Genomic DNA, 16841 nt, shown 5'->3' with positions numbered 1-16841 from the left:
CTCAACAGTTCCTCATCAGGTTGGGCAGGCACAGGTCCTGCCCGGGGACCAGCCGGTTGTGTTGGTCGAAGACGACCCCGTTCCCGCTGAGCATCGGCACCACGATGTTGAGGGTCTGTCCCAGGCCCTCGAGCGCCTCGCCGACGCGGTCTGGGTGGGCGGTCAGCGTGTCGGTGATGTCGTCGATGCCGTTGGCGACGGGCGCGACCTCCCGGGCGTAGAACGCGGCGATGCGGTCCAGGATGCGGGACAGTTCGCTGAGCAGGCTGAAGAATTCGACGATGTCGACGGACTTCGCGGTGTACGTCCTGCCGAGGATGTCCAACTGCTCGAACAACGTGATGAGTTGTTTGCGTCCGGCGACCATCGCCCGCAGTCCGTTGTTGGTGAAGTCCAGCGTGCGGTGGAAATCTTCGGTGGACTCGCTCAACGATGTGGTCAGCGCGTTGGCCGACCGCAGCAGGTCGCGTATCGCGTTGGGGTATCTGTTGGCCGCGTTGGCGACCTCGGAGAAGGTGTCATGGATGACCTGGCCGTCGACTTCCTTGATCAGCGGGGTCGCGGCCTGGATGATGTCGTTGACCTCGAACGGCAACGTGATGCGCTGCGGCGGGATCGCGTTGCGGCCCAACGGCAGAGCACCCTTCGGGTCGAGCGCCACGTAGTGCCCGCCCAGCGGGGTCAGCAGCTTGACGTCCAGTGTGGATTCCGAGCCGACCACCACCGACTGCTTGACGTCGAATTTCATCTCGACGACGCCGCCGTCGAGCCGGACGCTGGTGACCTTTCCGACCGGGATGCCGGCGACGCGAACCTGGTCGCCGACGCGCAGCCCGCCCGAGTTGGACAGGTGCGCGGTATAGCCGCTCTGACCGGACGGATTCAGGTAGGCCATCGCCGTGCCGGCCAACGCCGCGAGGATGACGACGACACCGAGGATCCCGTGGCGGCGGTTGCGGAGGGCGGCGGCATGCTCGTCGAGCACCACGCGCCGACGCTTGAACTCCTTGAATCGGTCGCCGAACACCATCACCGGCACACCACCAGGTTCTGCTGCGCGAACGACACCTGCCCGATGCCCGGCAGGGTGACCTCACCGTGGGAGCAGGAAAACGTTGGCGTGGCGGCCTTGTCGTCGACCAGCGAGTCCCGCAGGCCCTGGATCAACGACGGCATCAGCGACAGGCCCGAGATGATCGTCGCAGTCTGCGGCCACATCCGGCTGAACAGGTCGTAGAGCGGAACCTTCGTCCCGTCGAAGATGCGCTCGAAGTACTGCAGGAGATGTGCGCTGTTGCGCAGGACGGGCAGCCCGCTTTCCATCGCGTCGCGAAACTCCTCACCCTTGGAACCGAACCGCGTGACCACCTCGTTGAGCGTGGCGATGAGATGGAACAGCTGGTCGGATTTGCCGCCCAGATCCTTCGAGATCGCGCTGAGGTTGCGGATCGTCGCCGTGATGACCGCCTTGCGGTCGACGGCCAACTTGGAGATGACGTCGAGGTCATGCAGGAACGGGCCGACGCCGGCTTCGTCGCCCTGGATCAGCCGCAGCAGGTTCTCGCCCAGCAGGTTGAACTGGGCCGGGTCGAGTGTCTGGAAAATCGGCCGAAACCCGTTGAAAAGCTTGGCCACATCGAACGACGGGATCGTCTGCCCCAGTGGAATGGTGCCCCCGACCGGCAGCCGCCGGTCGGGCTTGGCCGGCTGGACGAGCTCCACATAGCGCTGCCCGAGCAGGGTTTGGTAGCGCACCGCGGCGACGGTGTTGGCGAACACCGGATGGTCGTCCTGCGCGGTGAAGTCCACCTTGGCGATCCGCCCGTCGAGCCGGATGGTTTGCACCTTGCCGACCTGCACCCCGGAGATGCGCACGTCGTCTCCGACGTAGAGCCCGGACACGTCCGAAAACGCCGCGGTGTAGCGGGAAACCGCCCCGGACACCGGGGAACGCAGGGCCGTGAGCACGATCAGGGCACACACCACCGCGACCGCGGTGAAGATGGTCAGCCACACAACGGATTTGGTGACGCTTCTCATCGGCCGCCCCCCTGCGGTGCCGGTCCGGGTGCTGTCGGCAGGGCCGCCGGCAGCCCGGGCATCGTGTCCATGACGACCTCGATCTGCATGCGGACCTTGCCATTGACGATCGGGAACGCCGCGCTGGTGCGGTCCAGCAGACCCGACAGCCGGTCATAGACGGGCGCCTGGCTGCCCATCATGTAGGTGAGCGGCAGCAGCACGTCGGCCAGCGAGCCCATGATCGGGACGAGCCACGAGACGTTCTTCGCGAACGTGCGGTCCATGTTGAACAACAGCTTTGCGCTCTGGTCCATGATCAGATTCATGCGCGCGACGCCGTCGGGCTGGGCCAAAAACGCCATCCCGTTGAGCAGGTCGTACGCCAAGCCGATGAGCGGAACGGAGTCGTCGACGCCGTTGACGACCGAGGCGAGCACCGAAAGCGACTGCGAGAAGGGCACTTTCTGAGAATCGACGAGCATCTTGACCAGGTCGAAGTAGGACCGGGTCACCGGCTCGGTCAGGTCGGCGTGTCGGCGCACCACCTCGATGATGTGGTCGACGTCGGGCGAATCGATGATCTGGCCGAGCTTTTGGCCCTGACGCAGCAATCCGGTGATCGACGTCGAGTGCGAGTTGGTTCCTATCAGCAGCGTCTGGTCGGGCCTCAACCGGGAACCGGTGCCGCTGCTGACCAGCTCCACCGCCGCGAGTCCGAAAGCGTTGGAGGACATGAACCTTGCCGTGGTGTCGGAGGCCAGGGCCTTCGCCTGACCGGGCTCGAGCTCCACCGTCATCTTCTGCTTGTTGTATCCGACCGATTGCAGCGCTTTGACCGACCCGATGGTCAGCCCACGAAACTTCACCTCCGCGCCCGGCGTCAAACCCTCACCGAGCGTGTCGGTCACCACGGTGAGCTTGAACGTGTCGGAGTAGCCGCCGGTGCCCAGCTGATACAGCGCGATGCCGGCGATCCCCAGCACGACGGCGGCGATCAGACCACGGATCCGCAGCGCGCGTGAACTGGGCGCTCGCGCTCCTTGGTCTGGAAATATCGGCATGCCCTATCCCGAGATCCGAATCCCGGGGCTGTTGCCCCAGAACAACAACGTCAGCACCATGTCGGCCGCGACCACGGTGACGATGCTGGCCCGGATGGCTCGGCCGGAAGCCCGCCCGACGCCCTCGGGACCGCCGCCGGCGTAGTAGCCCTGATAACCGTGGATGGCGATGATCAGCGTCACGAAGGTGGCCGCCTTGAGCACCGAGAACACCACGTCGGAAGGTCGGATGAACGAGTCGAAATAGTGGTAGTAGGTGCCCGACGACTGGCCGTGCAGCACGTTGACCACCAGCGCGCACGACACATAGCTGAGCGCCAGTGTCACCACGTACAGCGGGACGATGGTGATCATCCCCGCGATCACCCGGGTCGTGACCACGAACGGGATCGATTGAATGCCAAGGGCTTCGAGCGCGTCGATTTCCTCGGAGATCCGCATGGCCCCGATCTCGGCGGTCATGCGGCACCCGGCCTGGGCCGCGAAGCCGATCCCCGCGATCATCGGCGCCATCTCGCGGGTGTTGGCATACGCCGAGACGAATCCGGTCAGCGGGCCCATGCCCACCATGTCGAGGGCGCCGTAGCCTTCGATTCCCACCGAACCGCCGACCGCCGCGCCCATGAACACCAGCACGCCGATGGTGCCGCCGCCGACGATGAGCGACCCGTTTCCCCAGATCATGTCGACCAGCAGCACCCCGGTTTGCTGCCGGTAGTGCTTCAGCGTGTGCGGGATCGCGCCGAGCACCTGGAAAAGGAAGGTCAATTGGTGACCCAGGCGCTGGATGAGGGAATCACCGCGCCCGGCGACCCACCCCGGGGCACGCAGGGCCGTGGGCAGATGCTTTGACGGCGCCGCCATCAGCCCACTCTCAGCGGCATGGACATCGACAAACCCTGGGTGATCACCAGGTTGAGGACGAACACCGCCACCACGCCGATGACCACGGACGCGTTGACCGCGTCGGCCACGCCGCGCGCCCCGCCCTTGGTCTCCAGACCGCGCTGGCACGCCACCAGGATCACCACGACACCGAACAGCCAGGTCTTGAGCACGGCGACACCGACGTCCCCGACGCTGGCGAAGGACGCGAACGACGCGATGTAGCTGCCCGGGGTGCCCGACTGGAAGCCGACGTTGATCGCGTAGCCCGCCGCCAGCCCCATGAAGATGATGAAGGAGCACAGCACCGGCGCGACGAACACGATCGCCGCCAGCCGGGGAGTGACCAGCCGTTGCACCGGGTCGATGCCCATGACGCGCAGCGCGTCCACCTCTTCGCGAATGGTGCGGGCGCCGAGGTCGGTGGCCACGGCCGAGCCGGCCGCGCCGCCCAGCAGCAATGCCGCCACGATCGGTGCGCCCTGACGGATCACCCCGAGGCCGCCGGCCGCACCCGAGATCGACGAGGCTCCGACCTGCTGGATGAAGTTGCCGACCTGCACCGCCACGATGACCCCGAACGGGATGGACACCAGCAGCGCGGGAATGGCCGTGACGCTGATGATGAACCAGGCCTGGTTGATGGTGTCCCGCCACGGATGGCGCAGCCGGATCAGATCGGTGATCAGGTAGACGAAGGACTGCACGGCCAGCTCGAAGAAGCGGCCCAGGGTCTTCAGCGAGGAATCCGTTTGGTTGGCGAGGTAGCGGAAGGGTTTGCCCAGGATCGTGGCGACCCGACGCCCGAGCGATGCGTCCGTGGGCCGGTGATCGTCGCCCTCGTCGGGGGTCACCACGGGGTCCGGCGGGTGCTCGACGGGCGCGGGGGTGCTCACCTCGATCGCGACATCGGACTCGATGGCAACGACATCGACCGCGGTCAGTTCGTTGCCGTCTGTCTCAATCGCCGGTTCAGCCGCTGTCGCGTCGTGTACACCTGCGGTCAACGGCGGGTTCCTCCTTAACCGCTGTCACGGCGCCCCACCGAAGCCCATGCGCGTTGGTTGACACGCGTTCAACAGCACCGAGTACGTGCGTTCTACCAGCGTGAAGGCCCATTTGTCCGGGAAAGCAGGCGAGTGTGATCTACGCCACATTCCGTATTAGAACGTCGTGGTGTGCAACTCGGCGAGGGCGTGGATTTGCTCGAGGTAGTGCTCGAGCGAGTGATGGACGAACCTCGCCGACACCGTGGTGGTACCGGCCGCCGCGAGGCTGTGCAGCGTGTCCTCGGCCAGCGCGGGCTGGCCCACGGGGTCCAGCGGTTGTTCGGCGGGCAGGACGACCTCGAACCCGGCGGGCAGCTCCCATGCCCGCAACCACTCGGCGGCGGTGGCGATGGACACGTTGAAGGGACACCACCCGTCGGCGAGCGTGACGGCACGGCGCAACGATCGCCTGGTGCGGCCACCGACCCAAATCGGCAGGCGGGGTTGCAGCGCACAGGGGTCGACGGTGAGCCCGCCGAACGAGTAGTACTCGCCCTGGTAGCTCGGCTCGTTGCTGGACAGTGCCGCCCGCAGCGCCTTCAGGGCGTCGTCGCCGCGCGCGCCACGGTCGTCGAACGGGGCGCCCAGCAGGTCGAACTCCTCCTTCAGGCTGCCGACGCCGACGCCGAGGATCACCCTGCCACCGCTGACGTGATCCAAAGTGCCGTAACGCTTTACGATCTCGAGTGGATGGTGATAGCCGAGCACCAGGGTCATCGTGACGAGCCGGATCTGTTGGGTGCGCGCCGAGACGTAGCCGAACGTGGCAAGCGGGTCCCAGTAGCGGGAGCCGCGCCGCGCGGCCTCGCCCGAGGGGATGCCGATGTGCTCGCTGCAGGTCAGATGGTGATAGCCCAGCCTGTCCGCGGTCTCGGCGGCGCGGCCGATGTCTTCGATCGTGGCGGTCTTCTCCCACGTCAATGCCGCGCCGGCGACGTTGGTGACGACCGGCGTCGCGATGCCCAGTTTCAATTCAGCGGCTCTTCTCCGGCGAGCACCGTGCGGTGCATGAGACGGCCGCTGTCGGCGGCATACGGCAGCGCCCGGTGCATGGTGCCGGTGTTGTCCCAGATGAGCAGGTCGCCGAGCTGCCACTCGTGCCGGTAGACATAGTGCGGCTGGGTGGCCCAGTCCCGAAGGCGCGCCAGCAGCGCCCGGCTTTCCTCGACCGGTAGGCCGATCACGTAGTCCGCGGTGGCGCCGAGAAGCAGCGACTTGCGCCCGGACTGGTGCGTCCACACCATCGGGCACGACTTGGTCGGCGACTTCTGCCAGAACGCGATCTCGTCGTAGCTCATCTCCGGTCGCACGTAGTACTGGGAGCGCTCGGCGCTGTGCACCACGCGGAGCTCGGCGATGGCTTCCTTGTCGGCATTCGGCAGATCGTCGTAGGCCGCGTAGGTGTTGCAGAACTCGGTCTGGCCGCCGGAGTCCGACAGCTTCATGGCACGCAGCAGGGTCGCGAGATTGGGGTAGGGCTGCAGCGAGCCGTCGAAATGCCAGAACATCGAGCCTTTCAGGTACTCGGCTCGCTGGTTCACGCTCGTGTCGAGCGAGATCTTGTAGATGCCGCCCTCCCCCTCGTTCTGCACAATGCTGCCAAGGGTTTTCGCGATGGCGACCTGCTGCTCGTCGGTGATCTGCAGGCCGCGGAAGAAGACCACCCCGCGCTGCTCCAGCGTGGCGCGGATGGTCTCGGCTTCGCGACCGCTGAGCAGGGTGTCCAGGTCGGTTCTGATTTCGCTGCCGATTGCTGGTGTGCAGTCGACGATTTCGAGTTGTCGCGATCGAGTTCCCATGCGTGTCAGCTCATCCGGGTCAGAATGGTGTGCGCCGAGTGCTTGACCCGCGGCTGCCGCCACAGTTCGACCGCCAGCGAGACCGTGATCAACGAGTACAGCAGGTTGCGCAGGTTCGCGACATCGTCGGGCAACGGTTCGGCATAGTCGAACTTGTCGATGTAGGCGACCGCTTCCTCGGCGTGGGGGAACACCTCGTCGTAGAAGGCCTGTATCTCGGCCATGGAGCTGTTAACTCGCTTCACGTAGCGTTCGTGGCCGTCCTCGATCGCCCACTCGTCCACCAGGTGCTCGAGCTGCGAAAACTCCGCCGGCAGAAGCGCGTTCATTTCCGCGCCTTCGCTTGCTCGCCCGCCTCGACGTAGTCGCCCACCACCTTGTGCAGGTGACGCAGCAGGATCTCCTCGTCGTTCATCGTGAAATGCGTCAGTGCCCCGCTGTTGAGCATCGCCTGCAAGCCTTCGGACGGACTGGCGTCCTCCAGGATGATGTCATTGAGGAAGGTCACCGTGAGCTCTTGCCCCAGGCGTTCTTTGTGCGTTTTGGGTGGCTGATAGAACATCTCGACTTCGAAGATGTGCGAGTGCGGGCCCGTGGGCCAATGCGTGTGCGTGCTGAAACCGGACGAACCGAAGATCAGCACGAAGTTGGGAAAGAACTGGAACGAGTCGAAGCCGTATTTCTCCGACCGGGTGGGGTTGAGCCCCGGCGGCATCGGCCCGCGATCGGTGCGCTTATTCCACGGGCCGGCCGCGCTCGCCTCCATCACGCATTCGATGGGCTTGGAATACGGCGTCTTTTGCGAGGGCTCGCCGGAGAAGGAGAACATCCGGTGCGGGCCCGCAAGCTGGTAGGACAGCGCGTCGGTATACGGGTTCGGCTGGTTGAACGCGTCGCGAGCCTCGGCCGTGACCGCGCCGAACGAGGACGCGTGCAGGTAGGGGCCGTGATAGCTCTCGGCGAAACTGTCGACGAAAATCTTCCAGTTGCACTGCAATTCGGTCTTGAACCGGTAAACCTGGTGCGGTCCCGCGAAGGGGTAGCCCTCGATGCCGTGCGCCAGCGTACCCAGGAACGAGCGCAACGGCTCGGTGTTGTCCGGGTTGAGGTTGATGAAGATGAAGCCTTCCCAGACGTCACATTGGATGGCCGGCACGCGGCAGCTGTCGGCGTCGAAGTCGAGCAGCAGGTCGGTGCGCGTCGCGGAGTGCAGCGAGCCGTCCAGCTTGTAACGCCAACCGTGGAAGCGGCAGTACAGCAGCGGCGCTCGGCCCTGCACCTCCTCGAAAGGGTCGTCTTCCCACAACATCTTGTTTCCGCGGTGCGGGCAGATGTTGTGGAAGGCGCGGATCACGTCGTCCTTGCCGCGCACGATGATGACCGAAGTGTTCAGGAACCTCAGCTCGCGGGTGAAGTAGCTGCCGGACTTCGGCACTCGCTCGACGCGCCCCATATAGAGCCAGGTCTTGCCGAAGACGTGCTCGCGTTCCTTTTCGTAGAACTCCGGTGAGACGCAGTCCTCGAGGGACACCGGGCCGCGCCCGAGTTCGGGATAGGCGTCGGTCCAATGGCCGCTTGCCGGCTTGGTCACCAGGACGTCCTGACTCATGAGGCCCTCCTCCGCTGTGCTCCTGGTAGGCCCCGGTCCCCCTACCGGCAGAAACGTAGCACTTGACCGAAGAGCCGAAATAGGCCTTCAATTGCAACACCCTGTTGCATTTTTGGAACACCGATGGAACAAAACCTGCCGTTCGACCTCGACGCCCTGCTGGTATTCGGCAAGGTGGTCGAGTGCCGCAGTCTGTCCAAAGCGGCCACGCTGCTCGGCATGCCCAAGTCGACGGTCAGCCGCAAGCTCAGCAAGCTGGAATCGGACCTGGGCATCAAGCTGCTGCGCAAGAACACGCATCAGCTCACCGTCACCGATCTGGGCGAGAAGATCTACAGCCACGGCGTCAACATCCTGGCCGAGGCCAACGGCGTGCGGGCGCTGGTCGAGGACAGCAGGCAAGAGCCGCAGGGCGAGCTGCGCGTGGCCATCCCCGTTTTTGTCGGCATCGACTACGCCTCCCGAGTCGGCGCCAGGTTCCTGCAGCGCTATCCGAATTCGCGGCTGGATATCCGCTTGGTGGACAACGTCGTTCACCCCGTGCACGACGGGTTCGACGTGGTTTTCGGGACCGGCCCGCTGCAGGATTCGACGCTGATCGCGCGCAAGGTGTTCAGCCTGGAGCTGTTCCTGTGCGCGTCGCCGGAGTTCCTGCGCGGGCTCGATGAGCCGATTACCGCCCCGGGGCAGTTGAATGCGCTGCCGTTCATCGACTTCGGGTTCGGCGACGCGCCGCGGCGGCTGACGGTGGCGAAAAGCAAGCGGCGCCAGGAGCTTTCACCGATGATACGAGCGCGCGCCAACAACTTTCAGGTCTGCAAGCAGTACATCCTGCAGGGTCTCGGCGTCGGGGCGATGCCCAACCAGATCATCGTCACGAACGAATTGCGCGACGGCAGCATCGTGCCCGTGCTGCCGGACTGGACCCTGGAGGGGATCGACGTGTACATGATCCATCCCTTCGCGCTGTCGTTCTCCACGTTGATCAGCGCGTTCTACGAGACCGCCTGCGACATCATCATCGAGAACTCGGCGCGCAGCTGAGGGCTTATAGCGCTTCGCCGATGTCGGGAAGCAGCGCAATGTCTTCTGGCTGGCCGTTGCGGAGAATCAAACGCCTCCGGCATCGAACCGCCACCACGAGCGGATCTTGCCGGTAGCTCGCTGACGGCATTTGGCGGACTGATGACGAGACCATCACGACACGACGTGGCGGGGTGGCGGCGGCCTGGTCCAGGCCGGCGGACAGCTGGTGCGCGTAGTGAGCGAAGGGGCGCACGATCCCCCAGGACACCATACTGCGGACTTATTGGTCCAACACAGCGATCAGGCCCTGGTGACTTTGACGGATAGCGACTCCAGGCCGCGCAGAACGTTGTTGTAGTGACGCACCGGCTCGTCGCCTTCGATGTCGCTGACGGTGTCGATAAGGGCTCGAAGGATCGCTTCTCCCTCGATCCTTGCGAGTGCTTGACCGGCGCACGCGTGCAGACCGTAGCCGAAGGCCAGTTGGTCGATGTTGTCCCGACGGATGTCGAACTGATCGGCGTCTTTCCACTTGCGCTCATCACGGTTGGCGCAGCCAAACAAGACCGCAAGCCGCGAGCCGGCCGGCACAGTGGTGCCGTTGACGATCCACTCATCGGTTGCTGTGCGACCGAATACCTGGACCGGCGACTCATAGCGCAAAACCTCCCGGAACGCCCCCGGAACCAGTGCAGGGTCGGCCCGCAACTCCTCCCACTGGTCGCGGTGCTTCGAGAACAGCCAGAAGACGTGCCCGATGGCGTGCACAGTCGTGTCGATTCCTGCGGTCACGTAGGCCATGACCAGCCAAGGTGCAGCCTCGGCCGGCACTCGCCCCGCCTCGACCGCTTCATAGACCGCCGCGCCCATGCTGTCTTTGGCTATTGTCTCCTTGGTGGCGTTGGCCATCACGTACTGTGCCAATTCGGCCAGCTTCGGACCGGATTCGCGGGTGCGATCGTTGTCGGGACCAAAGCAGTTGAAGTTCGCGTCCACCAACTCGAGTAGACGCTCACGGCCCTGGCGCGGCAGCCCGATGAGGTCGGCGACGATCTCGAGAGGAAATGTCCTCGCGAGGTCCGCAACCGCGTCGAAGGAACCGGCCTCGGCCAACCCGGAAACGATTTCCTTTGCCCGCCTTTCGATTTTCGGCTGAAGTTCACGGACAGCGCGTGGGGATAGCCGCGACGCCAGGACGGCGCGCTGTTGATCGTGCAGGGGCGGGGCGGAGCGGATGATTCCGTCGCCGATGTAGGCGTTGAACTGCTCGTTGAGAGCGAGGTCGGCCGACGAAAAGAACTGCCAGTCACCGAGAACCCGGCGCGCCTCCGTATAGCGCGTTATTGCCCACACATCGACCCGGTCCAGATAGACAACCGGCCCTGCGTCACGCAGCTCGCGAAACACGGGATACGGGTCGTCCATCACCTCGTTGCAGAACAGATCCACGTCGGATCGCGGGATTGTGTTGGTTTGAGTCATTAGAGCGTCCTTCGGTCTATTGGAACTTGCGACGGTGCACGTGGTCGAATCCGGTTATTGAGGGGACTTCGTGCGAGGAGGCGCGCGGCTGATGGAGTCGCCGTACCTGACGTCATCTGTGGGCAAGCGGCGCGTCGTCGCGCGCCGTTTCACCTTTCTCAACCTCGTAAATGCTCAGTGCGGCGACTGGGCAGCAGTGCACCGCCGCGTCGGCCATCGGTCTGTCCGCCGACGAAAGGTCGCCTTGTTCGAACACCGGCTCGGCATCCTCGTTCAGCCGAATTAAGTTGGGCGCCGCCTGCTCACACATGCCGTGGCCCTCGCACTTGGACCGGTCGATGCTCAACCGAAGTGGTCCGTGGACACTCATGCGTCTCCTTCTGTGGCCCAAGCCGGCTTAGCGCCTATGCGATCTAGCTGAAACTGCCGTCAACGCTAAAGCGACTAACCTGCATGTCAAGCGCCTTGTCCTGTATAACAGGACTACTTATCCCCGCACCAGGTTCGAGACGGCACCGATTCCGTCGATCTCAACCGAGATCCGGTCACCTTCTTTGAGGAAAACCTGAGGGTCGCGCCGATAACCGACACCGCCGGGGGTTCCGGTCAGAATGACATCGCCAGGCCGCAAGGCACAGAAGGTGGAGATCGTGGCGATGAGTTCGGGCACGTCAAAAATCAGTTGCGACAGCTCGGATTCCTGCATTTTCTCGCCGTTGAGAATGGTGCGGATACCCGCTTGCTCGATGTCAATCTCAGCGGGAGTGACGAGGTAGGGCCCGATCGGCGTGGAGGCGTCCCACACCTTGCCTTGCATCCACTGGTGCGTCTTGTACTGAAAGTCGCGCACCGTGACATCGTTGGCGATCGTGTATCCGAGAACATGGGCCAATGCGTTCGATCGCTGGATACGTCTCCCAGCTCGGCCTATCACGATCGCCATCTCGCCTTCGTAGTCAATCTGGGTGGATTCCGCAGGCAGGGCGATGTCGTCATGAGCCCCGATCAAGCTCGACGCATATTTCGGGAATAGCACTGGATAGCTGGGCAGTTCGCGTTTGGTTTCCAAGACGTGGTCGCGGTAGTTCAGGCCGACGCAGAAAACTTTAGAGGGGTTCGGAACGACGGGTCGAAACACAGCGTCACTGATCGCCACGATCGAGGATTCGTCCCTCGCCGCATCGGCTAGAACCTCGGGCGTGGTCGTTGCTCCCAGCTCTGCTACGCCGGTCAGCGGGACCAGGTCCGTGCCACGAACCTCCCCGACCCGGCTCTGGCCATCGTGTAGGTATGTCGCGTAAGCCATGACTCACTTCTCCTGACTGGTTTTGCGCCACGTGGGCAGTTGACCGCCCCAAAGGTTGACGGAGTGGGGTATTGGTTTCCATTGCCGCGGAACGTAAGTGACGCGGTCGTCATGGAATTTCTCCATCTCCGCCGATAGTTCGACGTGAGTGCCGGCGGGGTCATCAAAGAAAATGAAGAGGTTGTTTCCGGGTCCGTGTCGGCCGGGTCCCCAGGTCACGTCGACGCCAGCATCGGTGAGGCGGTCACACCACGCCTTGAAGTCCTCCCATTCGGCAAGGTCATAAGAGTAGTGATCGAGCACTCCGCTGTGACCGACGTTGACCGCGGCCAGAGTGTGGTGGTCTCGGTTGCTTCGCAGCCACACGAATCTGCCGTCCTCAAGCTGGTCCGATATCCGAAATCCGACGCAGCCGACGAAGAAGGCCACCATTGCGCCGATATCGGCGGTACCCAGGGTCGTGTGCTGATACTTGATTGGCCGTCGCCCGGTATCGGCGGCGTTCTCGCCTTGGCGTTCAACGGCGCTGTGGAAGTGGACCGGCGTGCCGTCCGGATCGGCCACCACGATGCCGATTGGCGATCCGGTCGAGCTGTCGATGTAGGACTCAGGCAGATCCTTGACCTGGTGACCTGCCGCGTTAAGCCTCTTGGCGATTCCCCCTACCCCATGGTCGTCTCGGACCTCGAACCCGTAGTGCCTGAGGGCGGGTTCGCCCGCGATCAACTCGATGACATGGTGTCCACAGCCCCAGCCCAGTCTTAGCCCGCCATCCGGCAGATCCTGGTGCACGACCAGCCCGAGGACCCGGCCGTAGAAGTCAGCGGCGGCCGCAACGTCGGGAACGCTGAAACCTATGTGCGACACCGCAGTATGGCGCAGCAGTCCAGCGGCGTCACGTTCCTGTAGAACGGCCCGTTCTGGCTTATCCATCGAGGAAGCCCTTCTTGTCCTAGATCGCGGCGGGTACCGCAACGTTGTGAGCGCTCCACCGCAGAAGCTGAGCGCTGATCTCCGGTGAGGCAGGTGGAAGCCAAGCGGCCGCGACGAATCTGTCGGGTCGCAAGAGCACGAAGCGTCCCGTGTAATCACTCAGTTCGCGTTGCAGGCCGCCGTCGACGTCAATAAGCACCCGATGGGTGCTGTGCGGCAATGTATCTCGGGTAGTTACGGCCGCAGTAGTGACGCCGAAGGCGCGGATGACATCGTCTAGTCCACCCCAGTTGTCGTCGAGTAAGTCGACTGCCAGGATGGCCCACCCATCGCCGAGAATGTCGTCGAGGCGTCCCAAACGGTGGGTGGCCGAGTCGAATACCAACGGCTGGCCAATGGGGACACCGGCAAGGTTAGCGCGATCGGCGCTGATAACCAGGCCTTCGGTGTAGTGCTGCGGTGGCCGATAGCGCATGTGCTCGAGATAATTACGGCCCTCGGAGGTACCCACGGCCATTCTGACGAGTGAATCGCGGCGTTGCGCCATGCGCTTCGACGTCGTCATAACAATCCGACCCAGCTGCTCGGATAGCCGGACCGTCGCAGCCGCATGCGGACGCCGCTCACGTTCGTAGCTGTCCAGCACACCCTCGGCCAACCGCCCGTCGATCACATCGGCGACCTTCCAGGCGAGGTTGGCGGCGTCGCGGATGCCGGAGTTCAGGCCCTGGCCCGCGAACGGCGGCATCATGTGCGCGGCGTCTCCGAGCAGGAAAGAGCGACCGACCATCCACTGGTTTGCGACGAGGGCATTGAACCGGTAGTTGACTGCGCGCTCGACATGCTCTGGCTCAAGTGGCCGATAGCGCGAGACCAGGTGGCGGATGAGTTCGAACGGCGGGTCGACCCCGGTGTCCCCTTCCCCTTCGAAGAGCCGGAATTCATAGCGGCATCGTCCATTTAGGCCCGGGACAATGACGTGTGGACGGTGAGGATCGCCATGGTGCATCGCGTAACGCTCCGTATGCGTGTCCCCGACGGTGTCGACAACCAACCACACTTCACTGTGAGAGCGTCCGCTCATCGTCACGCCGTGCATCTGGCGTATCGCAGATCTGCCACCGTCACAACCGAATACGTAGGCGGTATCGACATAGTGCCGTTGCGCCCCACGCGAGGCGCATACCCGCGCTCCGTTCGCCGTCTGCTCGACGGCGGTCACTTCCGTGCCAAAGCGCACGCTCACGTTCGGTAAGGCAGCCAGAGTGCTGACAAGAACCTTCTCCAGATCTGGTTGGGCGAACGGGTTTTTGAACGGATAGCCAAATCGGAGGGGCCAGGCGGTGCGGGCGTGGAACAAAGGCGAGCCGGCGCTGTCGTAATACCTGGTTCCGGTGCCGGGAACAACGATGTCCAGCACGGCGTCGACGATCCCGGCCTGCTGGAATACCCGCAAGGCCTCATCATCGATGCTGATGGCCTTTGGTTCGTCGCTGGTCGCTTCGTTCCTCTCAAGCACCGCCACCTTCAGTCCGCGCCGTGCCAGCAGTGCCGCGGCGGTCAGCCCTACCGGACCGGCACCGCACACCACAACATCGAGGGCTCCGGGCCCCGGGCTCGGCGCGACGATCCCTTTTCCATCGGGCACGCATGCAGCTTAGTAGCGGACCGCTCGTAAATCGAAATGTTAATCCTGTATAGCAGGACACGATGCTCAGACCCGTTTGCGTTGCATTCGTGTTTCCTCTTTATCAGGTACTGTGTCCTGTATGCCAGGATCTCCAGCGCCTACGACGTCTCGCTACCGAGATCGAAATTCCACGGCCGATCGGGCGCTGGACATCTTGCTTTTGTTCAACGAAAAGAAGCTGGTGTGGACCGGGGCAGAAATTGCCGACCGAATCGGTGTGGCACGCTCGACGGGCTACCGGTACATGCAAAGTCTTGTCAACGCCGGTTTCGTGGAGGAGGCCGCGGGTGGCTTTCGGTTGGGCCCACGCATTTTCGAGCTTGCCCGGCTTGCGCGCGCCGGGACCAGCCTGGGCGACATCGCGGTGCCGGCGATGCGGTCATTGGTGTCCGCCGTCGGCGAAACAGCGCTGCTTACCCGGCGTTCGGGTCGCTACGTCGTCTGTCTAGAACTTGTCGAAGCCCCGCGTCCCGTGCGGTTGTCCTACGAACGCGGTCACGTCCTGCCGATCAACGCTGGCGCCGCCGCAGAGGTACTGCTCGCGTGGGCCCCCCCGGACGAGGTGGCCAGCGTGCTTAGCGCCGCGCCCCTGGAACGATTTACCGCCAAGACCCTTACCGACCCGGGGCAGTTACAAGCGCGCTTGGCGCAGATCCGCAAGGACGGAGCGGCGATTTCCCAAGGCGAGCTCGACGAGGAAATCCTCGGCGTGGCAGCTCCCATATACAGTGCCCGGGGCGGCGTCATCGCGGCGGTCAGCGTCGCAGCGCTGGCCTCACGGATACCGCGCACCGCGATCAAATCTGTGAAACTGGCAGTAAAAGCCACTGCCGCAACCATCACGGAACAACTATCCGTCGCCGATATCTGAGATGGACGATCCAATCGAAACCGTCGTGGCTGCCAGTGCCGCCTTGGCAGTCGCCGGGCTGAGTGACATGGTATGGGGGCACGCATCGATTCGTGACCCCGAGGGCCGTGGCGTCTGGATGAAGGCCTCCGGCTGGGCCTTCGAGGAGATCGACTCCGCGAAAGTCGTTCTCGTGGATCCCATCGGCAGCGTGTTGTCCGGCGAGGGCCGGCGACATCTCGAATTCCATATCCATACCCAGATCATGGATGCGCGAGGCGACGTGGGCTGCGTCGTGCACACCCATTCCCCCGCGGTGAACGCCTTCTCGTCATTGGGGCGCGACCTGCATCCGATTTCGCATGACGGGGTCCCGTTCGCCTACCCCCAGATCCCACGGTTCACCGAAACCGGTGCCCTCATCGCTACTCCCGAGTTAGGACGATCCCTGGCCAAAACGTTGGGCGACGCCTGTGCTATATTGATTCCGAATCATGGTTCAGTCACGGTAGGCCCCGACGCAGCGACAGCGGTGATGCTGTCCATCCTGCTGGAAAGCGCATGTCGCACGGAGCTGCTGGCCGCGGCAGCCGGCGGGCCCCGGCAGTGGTCAGACGAGAAGGAAACCCACTTCAAACGCGATCAGGCATGGAATCACACGCAATTCGACGCCGGGTGGCAATACCTCGTGCGCCGTTCGGGTCGCGCGACATGATGTCAAGTTGTGGACGGCGATCCGCGACTACCCCGCGGGCGGCTGATAGTGGGCCGCCGAGTTACGCAGCTGCCAGATTTCGGCAGGGCAAAGCAGATTCACTGCATACGACACCAAATAGTTGGCCGCGAACTCGTCGTTAGGCGTCACGTCGCGCTTCACTTCGGCCATTACTCCACCGTAGCTCTCGCCCCGAGCCACGTTGGCGCAGATTCCATGGCCATAACCGAGCGCGTCGTTGTCGGGGAAACTGTAGTGCCGGCGTGCCGTCACGTTGTACAGATACTCCACCTCGGGTGCCGGGGCGGCATACGCCCGCGGCGCCGGCATCACCGCAGCGCCGGCGGCGGCCACCGAGGCGAGCAGCGAGACGGCAGCCGAGCAGTGTCTGGTGATCGGTAGGTCTCTCATGAT

At 63.9% G+C, this 16841-nt stretch carries 18 protein-coding genes; 3 read left to right on the top strand and 15 right to left on the bottom strand.

From position 1 onward, the window contains the following. Position 1: 1 nt before the first annotated feature. The 9 genes from AC5Y4Z_RS11880 to AC5Y4Z_RS11840 form a co-directional block, all read right to left on the bottom strand. Positions 2 to 1030, bottom strand: coding sequence for an MlaD family protein (locus tag AC5Y4Z_RS11880; RefSeq protein ID WP_499964778.1), 1029 nt, complete (start codon positions 1028 to 1030; stop codon positions 2 to 4). Continuing rightward, the gene (locus AC5Y4Z_RS11875; protein WP_499963875.1) at positions 1030 to 2040 is read right to left on the bottom strand and encodes an MlaD family protein; all 1011 of its coding nucleotides are present in this window, start codon (positions 2038 to 2040) and stop codon (positions 1030 to 1032) included. Before AC5Y4Z_RS11875 ends, AC5Y4Z_RS11880 begins: the two co-directional genes overlap by 1 nt. Next, complete coding sequence (locus AC5Y4Z_RS11870) at positions 2037 to 3083, bottom strand: MlaD family protein (protein ID WP_499963872.1); 1047 nt, start codon at positions 3081 to 3083, stop codon at positions 2037 to 2039. Before AC5Y4Z_RS11870 ends, AC5Y4Z_RS11875 begins: the two co-directional genes overlap by 4 nt. Before the next feature lie 3 nt (positions 3084 to 3086). Next, entirely contained in the window at positions 3087 to 3947 is an 861-nt protein-coding gene (locus AC5Y4Z_RS11865; RefSeq protein ID WP_499963870.1) for an MlaE family ABC transporter permease, read from the bottom strand. Continuing rightward, positions 3947 to 4756, bottom strand: a complete 810-nt coding sequence (locus AC5Y4Z_RS11860; RefSeq protein WP_499964776.1) for an MlaE family ABC transporter permease — start codon at positions 4754 to 4756, stop codon at positions 3947 to 3949. The genes AC5Y4Z_RS11865 and AC5Y4Z_RS11860 overlap by 1 nt, the downstream gene beginning before the upstream one ends. Before the next feature lie 375 nt (positions 4757 to 5131). Further along, positions 5132 to 5989: a TIGR03619 family F420-dependent LLM class oxidoreductase gene (locus AC5Y4Z_RS11855; protein WP_499963868.1), complete on the bottom strand. Its 858-nt coding sequence runs from the start codon at positions 5987 to 5989 to the stop codon at positions 5132 to 5134. Beyond that, a complete protein-coding gene (locus tag AC5Y4Z_RS11850) occupies positions 5986 to 6816 on the bottom strand; it encodes a TauD/TfdA dioxygenase family protein (protein WP_499963866.1) in 831 nt (276 codons plus the stop codon). Before AC5Y4Z_RS11850 ends, AC5Y4Z_RS11855 begins: the two co-directional genes overlap by 4 nt. A 5-nt stretch (positions 6817 to 6821) precedes the next feature. Further along, positions 6822 to 7145, bottom strand: coding sequence for a hypothetical protein (locus tag AC5Y4Z_RS11845; RefSeq protein WP_499963864.1), 324 nt, complete (start codon positions 7143 to 7145; stop codon positions 6822 to 6824). Further along, complete coding sequence (locus tag AC5Y4Z_RS11840) at positions 7142 to 8425, bottom strand: aromatic ring-hydroxylating oxygenase subunit alpha (RefSeq protein ID WP_499963863.1); 1284 nt, start codon at positions 8423 to 8425, stop codon at positions 7142 to 7144. Before AC5Y4Z_RS11840 ends, AC5Y4Z_RS11845 begins: the two co-directional genes overlap by 4 nt. Before the next feature lie 123 nt (positions 8426 to 8548). Here AC5Y4Z_RS11840 and AC5Y4Z_RS11835 point away from each other — a divergent pair, with 123 nt between their 5' ends. After that, positions 8549 to 9469 carry a LysR family transcriptional regulator gene (locus AC5Y4Z_RS11835; protein ID WP_499963862.1) on the top strand — a complete coding sequence of 307 codons (921 nt, stop codon included), beginning with the start codon at positions 8549 to 8551 and terminating at the stop codon, positions 9467 to 9469. A 282-nt stretch (positions 9470 to 9751) separates the two neighbouring features. Here AC5Y4Z_RS11835 and AC5Y4Z_RS11830 read toward each other — a convergent pair whose 3' ends face one another. The 5 genes from AC5Y4Z_RS11830 to AC5Y4Z_RS11810 all read right to left on the bottom strand — a co-directional run bounded on the left by AC5Y4Z_RS11830 (position 9752) and on the right by AC5Y4Z_RS11810 (position 14820). Continuing rightward, positions 9752 to 10933, bottom strand: coding sequence for a cytochrome P450 (locus AC5Y4Z_RS11830; RefSeq protein WP_499963860.1), 1182 nt, complete (start codon positions 10931 to 10933; stop codon positions 9752 to 9754). A 112-nt stretch (positions 10934 to 11045) separates the two neighbouring features. Next, a complete protein-coding gene (locus tag AC5Y4Z_RS11825) occupies positions 11046 to 11279 on the bottom strand; it encodes a ferredoxin (RefSeq protein WP_499963858.1) in 234 nt (77 codons plus the stop codon). A 141-nt stretch (positions 11280 to 11420) separates the two neighbouring features. Next, entirely contained in the window at positions 11421 to 12239 is an 819-nt protein-coding gene (locus tag AC5Y4Z_RS11820) for a fumarylacetoacetate hydrolase family protein (protein WP_499963857.1), read from the bottom strand. A gap of 3 nt (positions 12240 to 12242) precedes the next feature. Next, positions 12243 to 13172, bottom strand: a complete 930-nt coding sequence (locus tag AC5Y4Z_RS11815; protein ID WP_499963855.1) for a VOC family protein — start codon at positions 13170 to 13172, stop codon at positions 12243 to 12245. Positions 13173 to 13191: 19 nt separating this feature from the next. Continuing rightward, a complete protein-coding gene (locus AC5Y4Z_RS11810; RefSeq protein ID WP_499963853.1) occupies positions 13192 to 14820 on the bottom strand; it encodes a bifunctional 3-(3-hydroxy-phenyl)propionate/3-hydroxycinnamic acid hydroxylase in 1629 nt (542 codons plus the stop codon). A 121-nt stretch (positions 14821 to 14941) separates the two neighbouring features. Between AC5Y4Z_RS11810 and AC5Y4Z_RS11805 the strand changes: the two genes are divergently transcribed. Together AC5Y4Z_RS11805 and AC5Y4Z_RS11800 are read left to right on the top strand one after the other, a co-directional pair. Continuing rightward, positions 14942 to 15733: an IclR family transcriptional regulator gene (locus AC5Y4Z_RS11805; RefSeq protein ID WP_499963851.1), complete on the top strand. Its 792-nt coding sequence runs from the start codon at positions 14942 to 14944 to the stop codon at positions 15731 to 15733. A gap of 1 nt (position 15734) precedes the next feature. After that, on the top strand, positions 15735 to 16427 hold the full coding sequence (locus AC5Y4Z_RS11800) for a class II aldolase/adducin family protein (protein ID WP_499963849.1): 693 nt from the start codon (positions 15735 to 15737) through the stop codon (positions 16425 to 16427). 27 nt (positions 16428 to 16454) lie between these two features. Here the strand turns inward: AC5Y4Z_RS11800 and AC5Y4Z_RS11795 are convergent, their stop codons facing one another. After that, entirely contained in the window at positions 16455 to 16838 is a 384-nt protein-coding gene (locus AC5Y4Z_RS11795; RefSeq protein WP_499963847.1) for a DUF732 domain-containing protein, read from the bottom strand. Positions 16839 to 16841 lie beyond the last annotated feature (3 nt).

This window comes from Mycobacterium sp. NGS63 (genome assembly GCF_059812295.1).
Note: the sequence above shows the minus strand (reverse complement) of the source record. Positions and strands in the feature narration are given on the sequence as shown.

Bases quoted from the DNA above. Each gene is read 5' to 3' on its own strand.
- AC5Y4Z_RS11880 (WP_499964778.1), bottom strand. From the start codon at position 1,030: ATGGTGTTCGGCGACCGATTCAAGGAGTTCAAGCGTCGGCGCGTGGTG.
- AC5Y4Z_RS11875 (WP_499963875.1), bottom strand. From the start codon at position 2,040: ATGAGAAGCGTCACCAAATCCGTTGTGTGGCTGACCATCTTCACCGCG.
- AC5Y4Z_RS11870 (WP_499963872.1), bottom strand. From the start codon at position 3,083: ATGCCGATATTTCCAGACCAAGGAGCGCGAGCGCCCAGTTCACGCGCG.
- AC5Y4Z_RS11865 (WP_499963870.1), bottom strand. From the start codon at position 3,947: ATGGCGGCGCCGTCAAAGCATCTGCCCACGGCCCTGCGTGCCCCGGGG.
- AC5Y4Z_RS11850 (WP_499963866.1), bottom strand. From the start codon at position 6,816: ATGGGAACTCGATCGCGACAACTCGAAATCGTCGACTGCACACCAGCA.
- AC5Y4Z_RS11845 (WP_499963864.1), bottom strand. From the start codon at position 7,145: ATGAACGCGCTTCTGCCGGCGGAGTTTTCGCAGCTCGAGCACCTGGTG.
- AC5Y4Z_RS11840 (WP_499963863.1), bottom strand. From the start codon at position 8,425: ATGAGTCAGGACGTCCTGGTGACCAAGCCGGCAAGCGGCCATTGGACC.
- AC5Y4Z_RS11835 (WP_499963862.1), top strand. From the start codon at position 8,549: ATGGAACAAAACCTGCCGTTCGACCTCGACGCCCTGCTGGTATTCGGC.
- AC5Y4Z_RS11830 (WP_499963860.1), bottom strand. From the start codon at position 10,933: ATGACTCAAACCAACACAATCCCGCGATCCGACGTGGATCTGTTCTGC.
- AC5Y4Z_RS11820 (WP_499963857.1), bottom strand. From the start codon at position 12,239: ATGGCTTACGCGACATACCTACACGATGGCCAGAGCCGGGTCGGGGAG.
- AC5Y4Z_RS11815 (WP_499963855.1), bottom strand. From the start codon at position 13,172: ATGGATAAGCCAGAACGGGCCGTTCTACAGGAACGTGACGCCGCTGGA.
- AC5Y4Z_RS11805 (WP_499963851.1), top strand. From the start codon at position 14,942: ATGCCAGGATCTCCAGCGCCTACGACGTCTCGCTACCGAGATCGAAAT.
- AC5Y4Z_RS11800 (WP_499963849.1), top strand. From the start codon at position 15,735: ATGGACGATCCAATCGAAACCGTCGTGGCTGCCAGTGCCGCCTTGGCA.
- AC5Y4Z_RS11795 (WP_499963847.1), bottom strand. From the start codon at position 16,838: ATGAGAGACCTACCGATCACCAGACACTGCTCGGCTGCCGTCTCGCTG.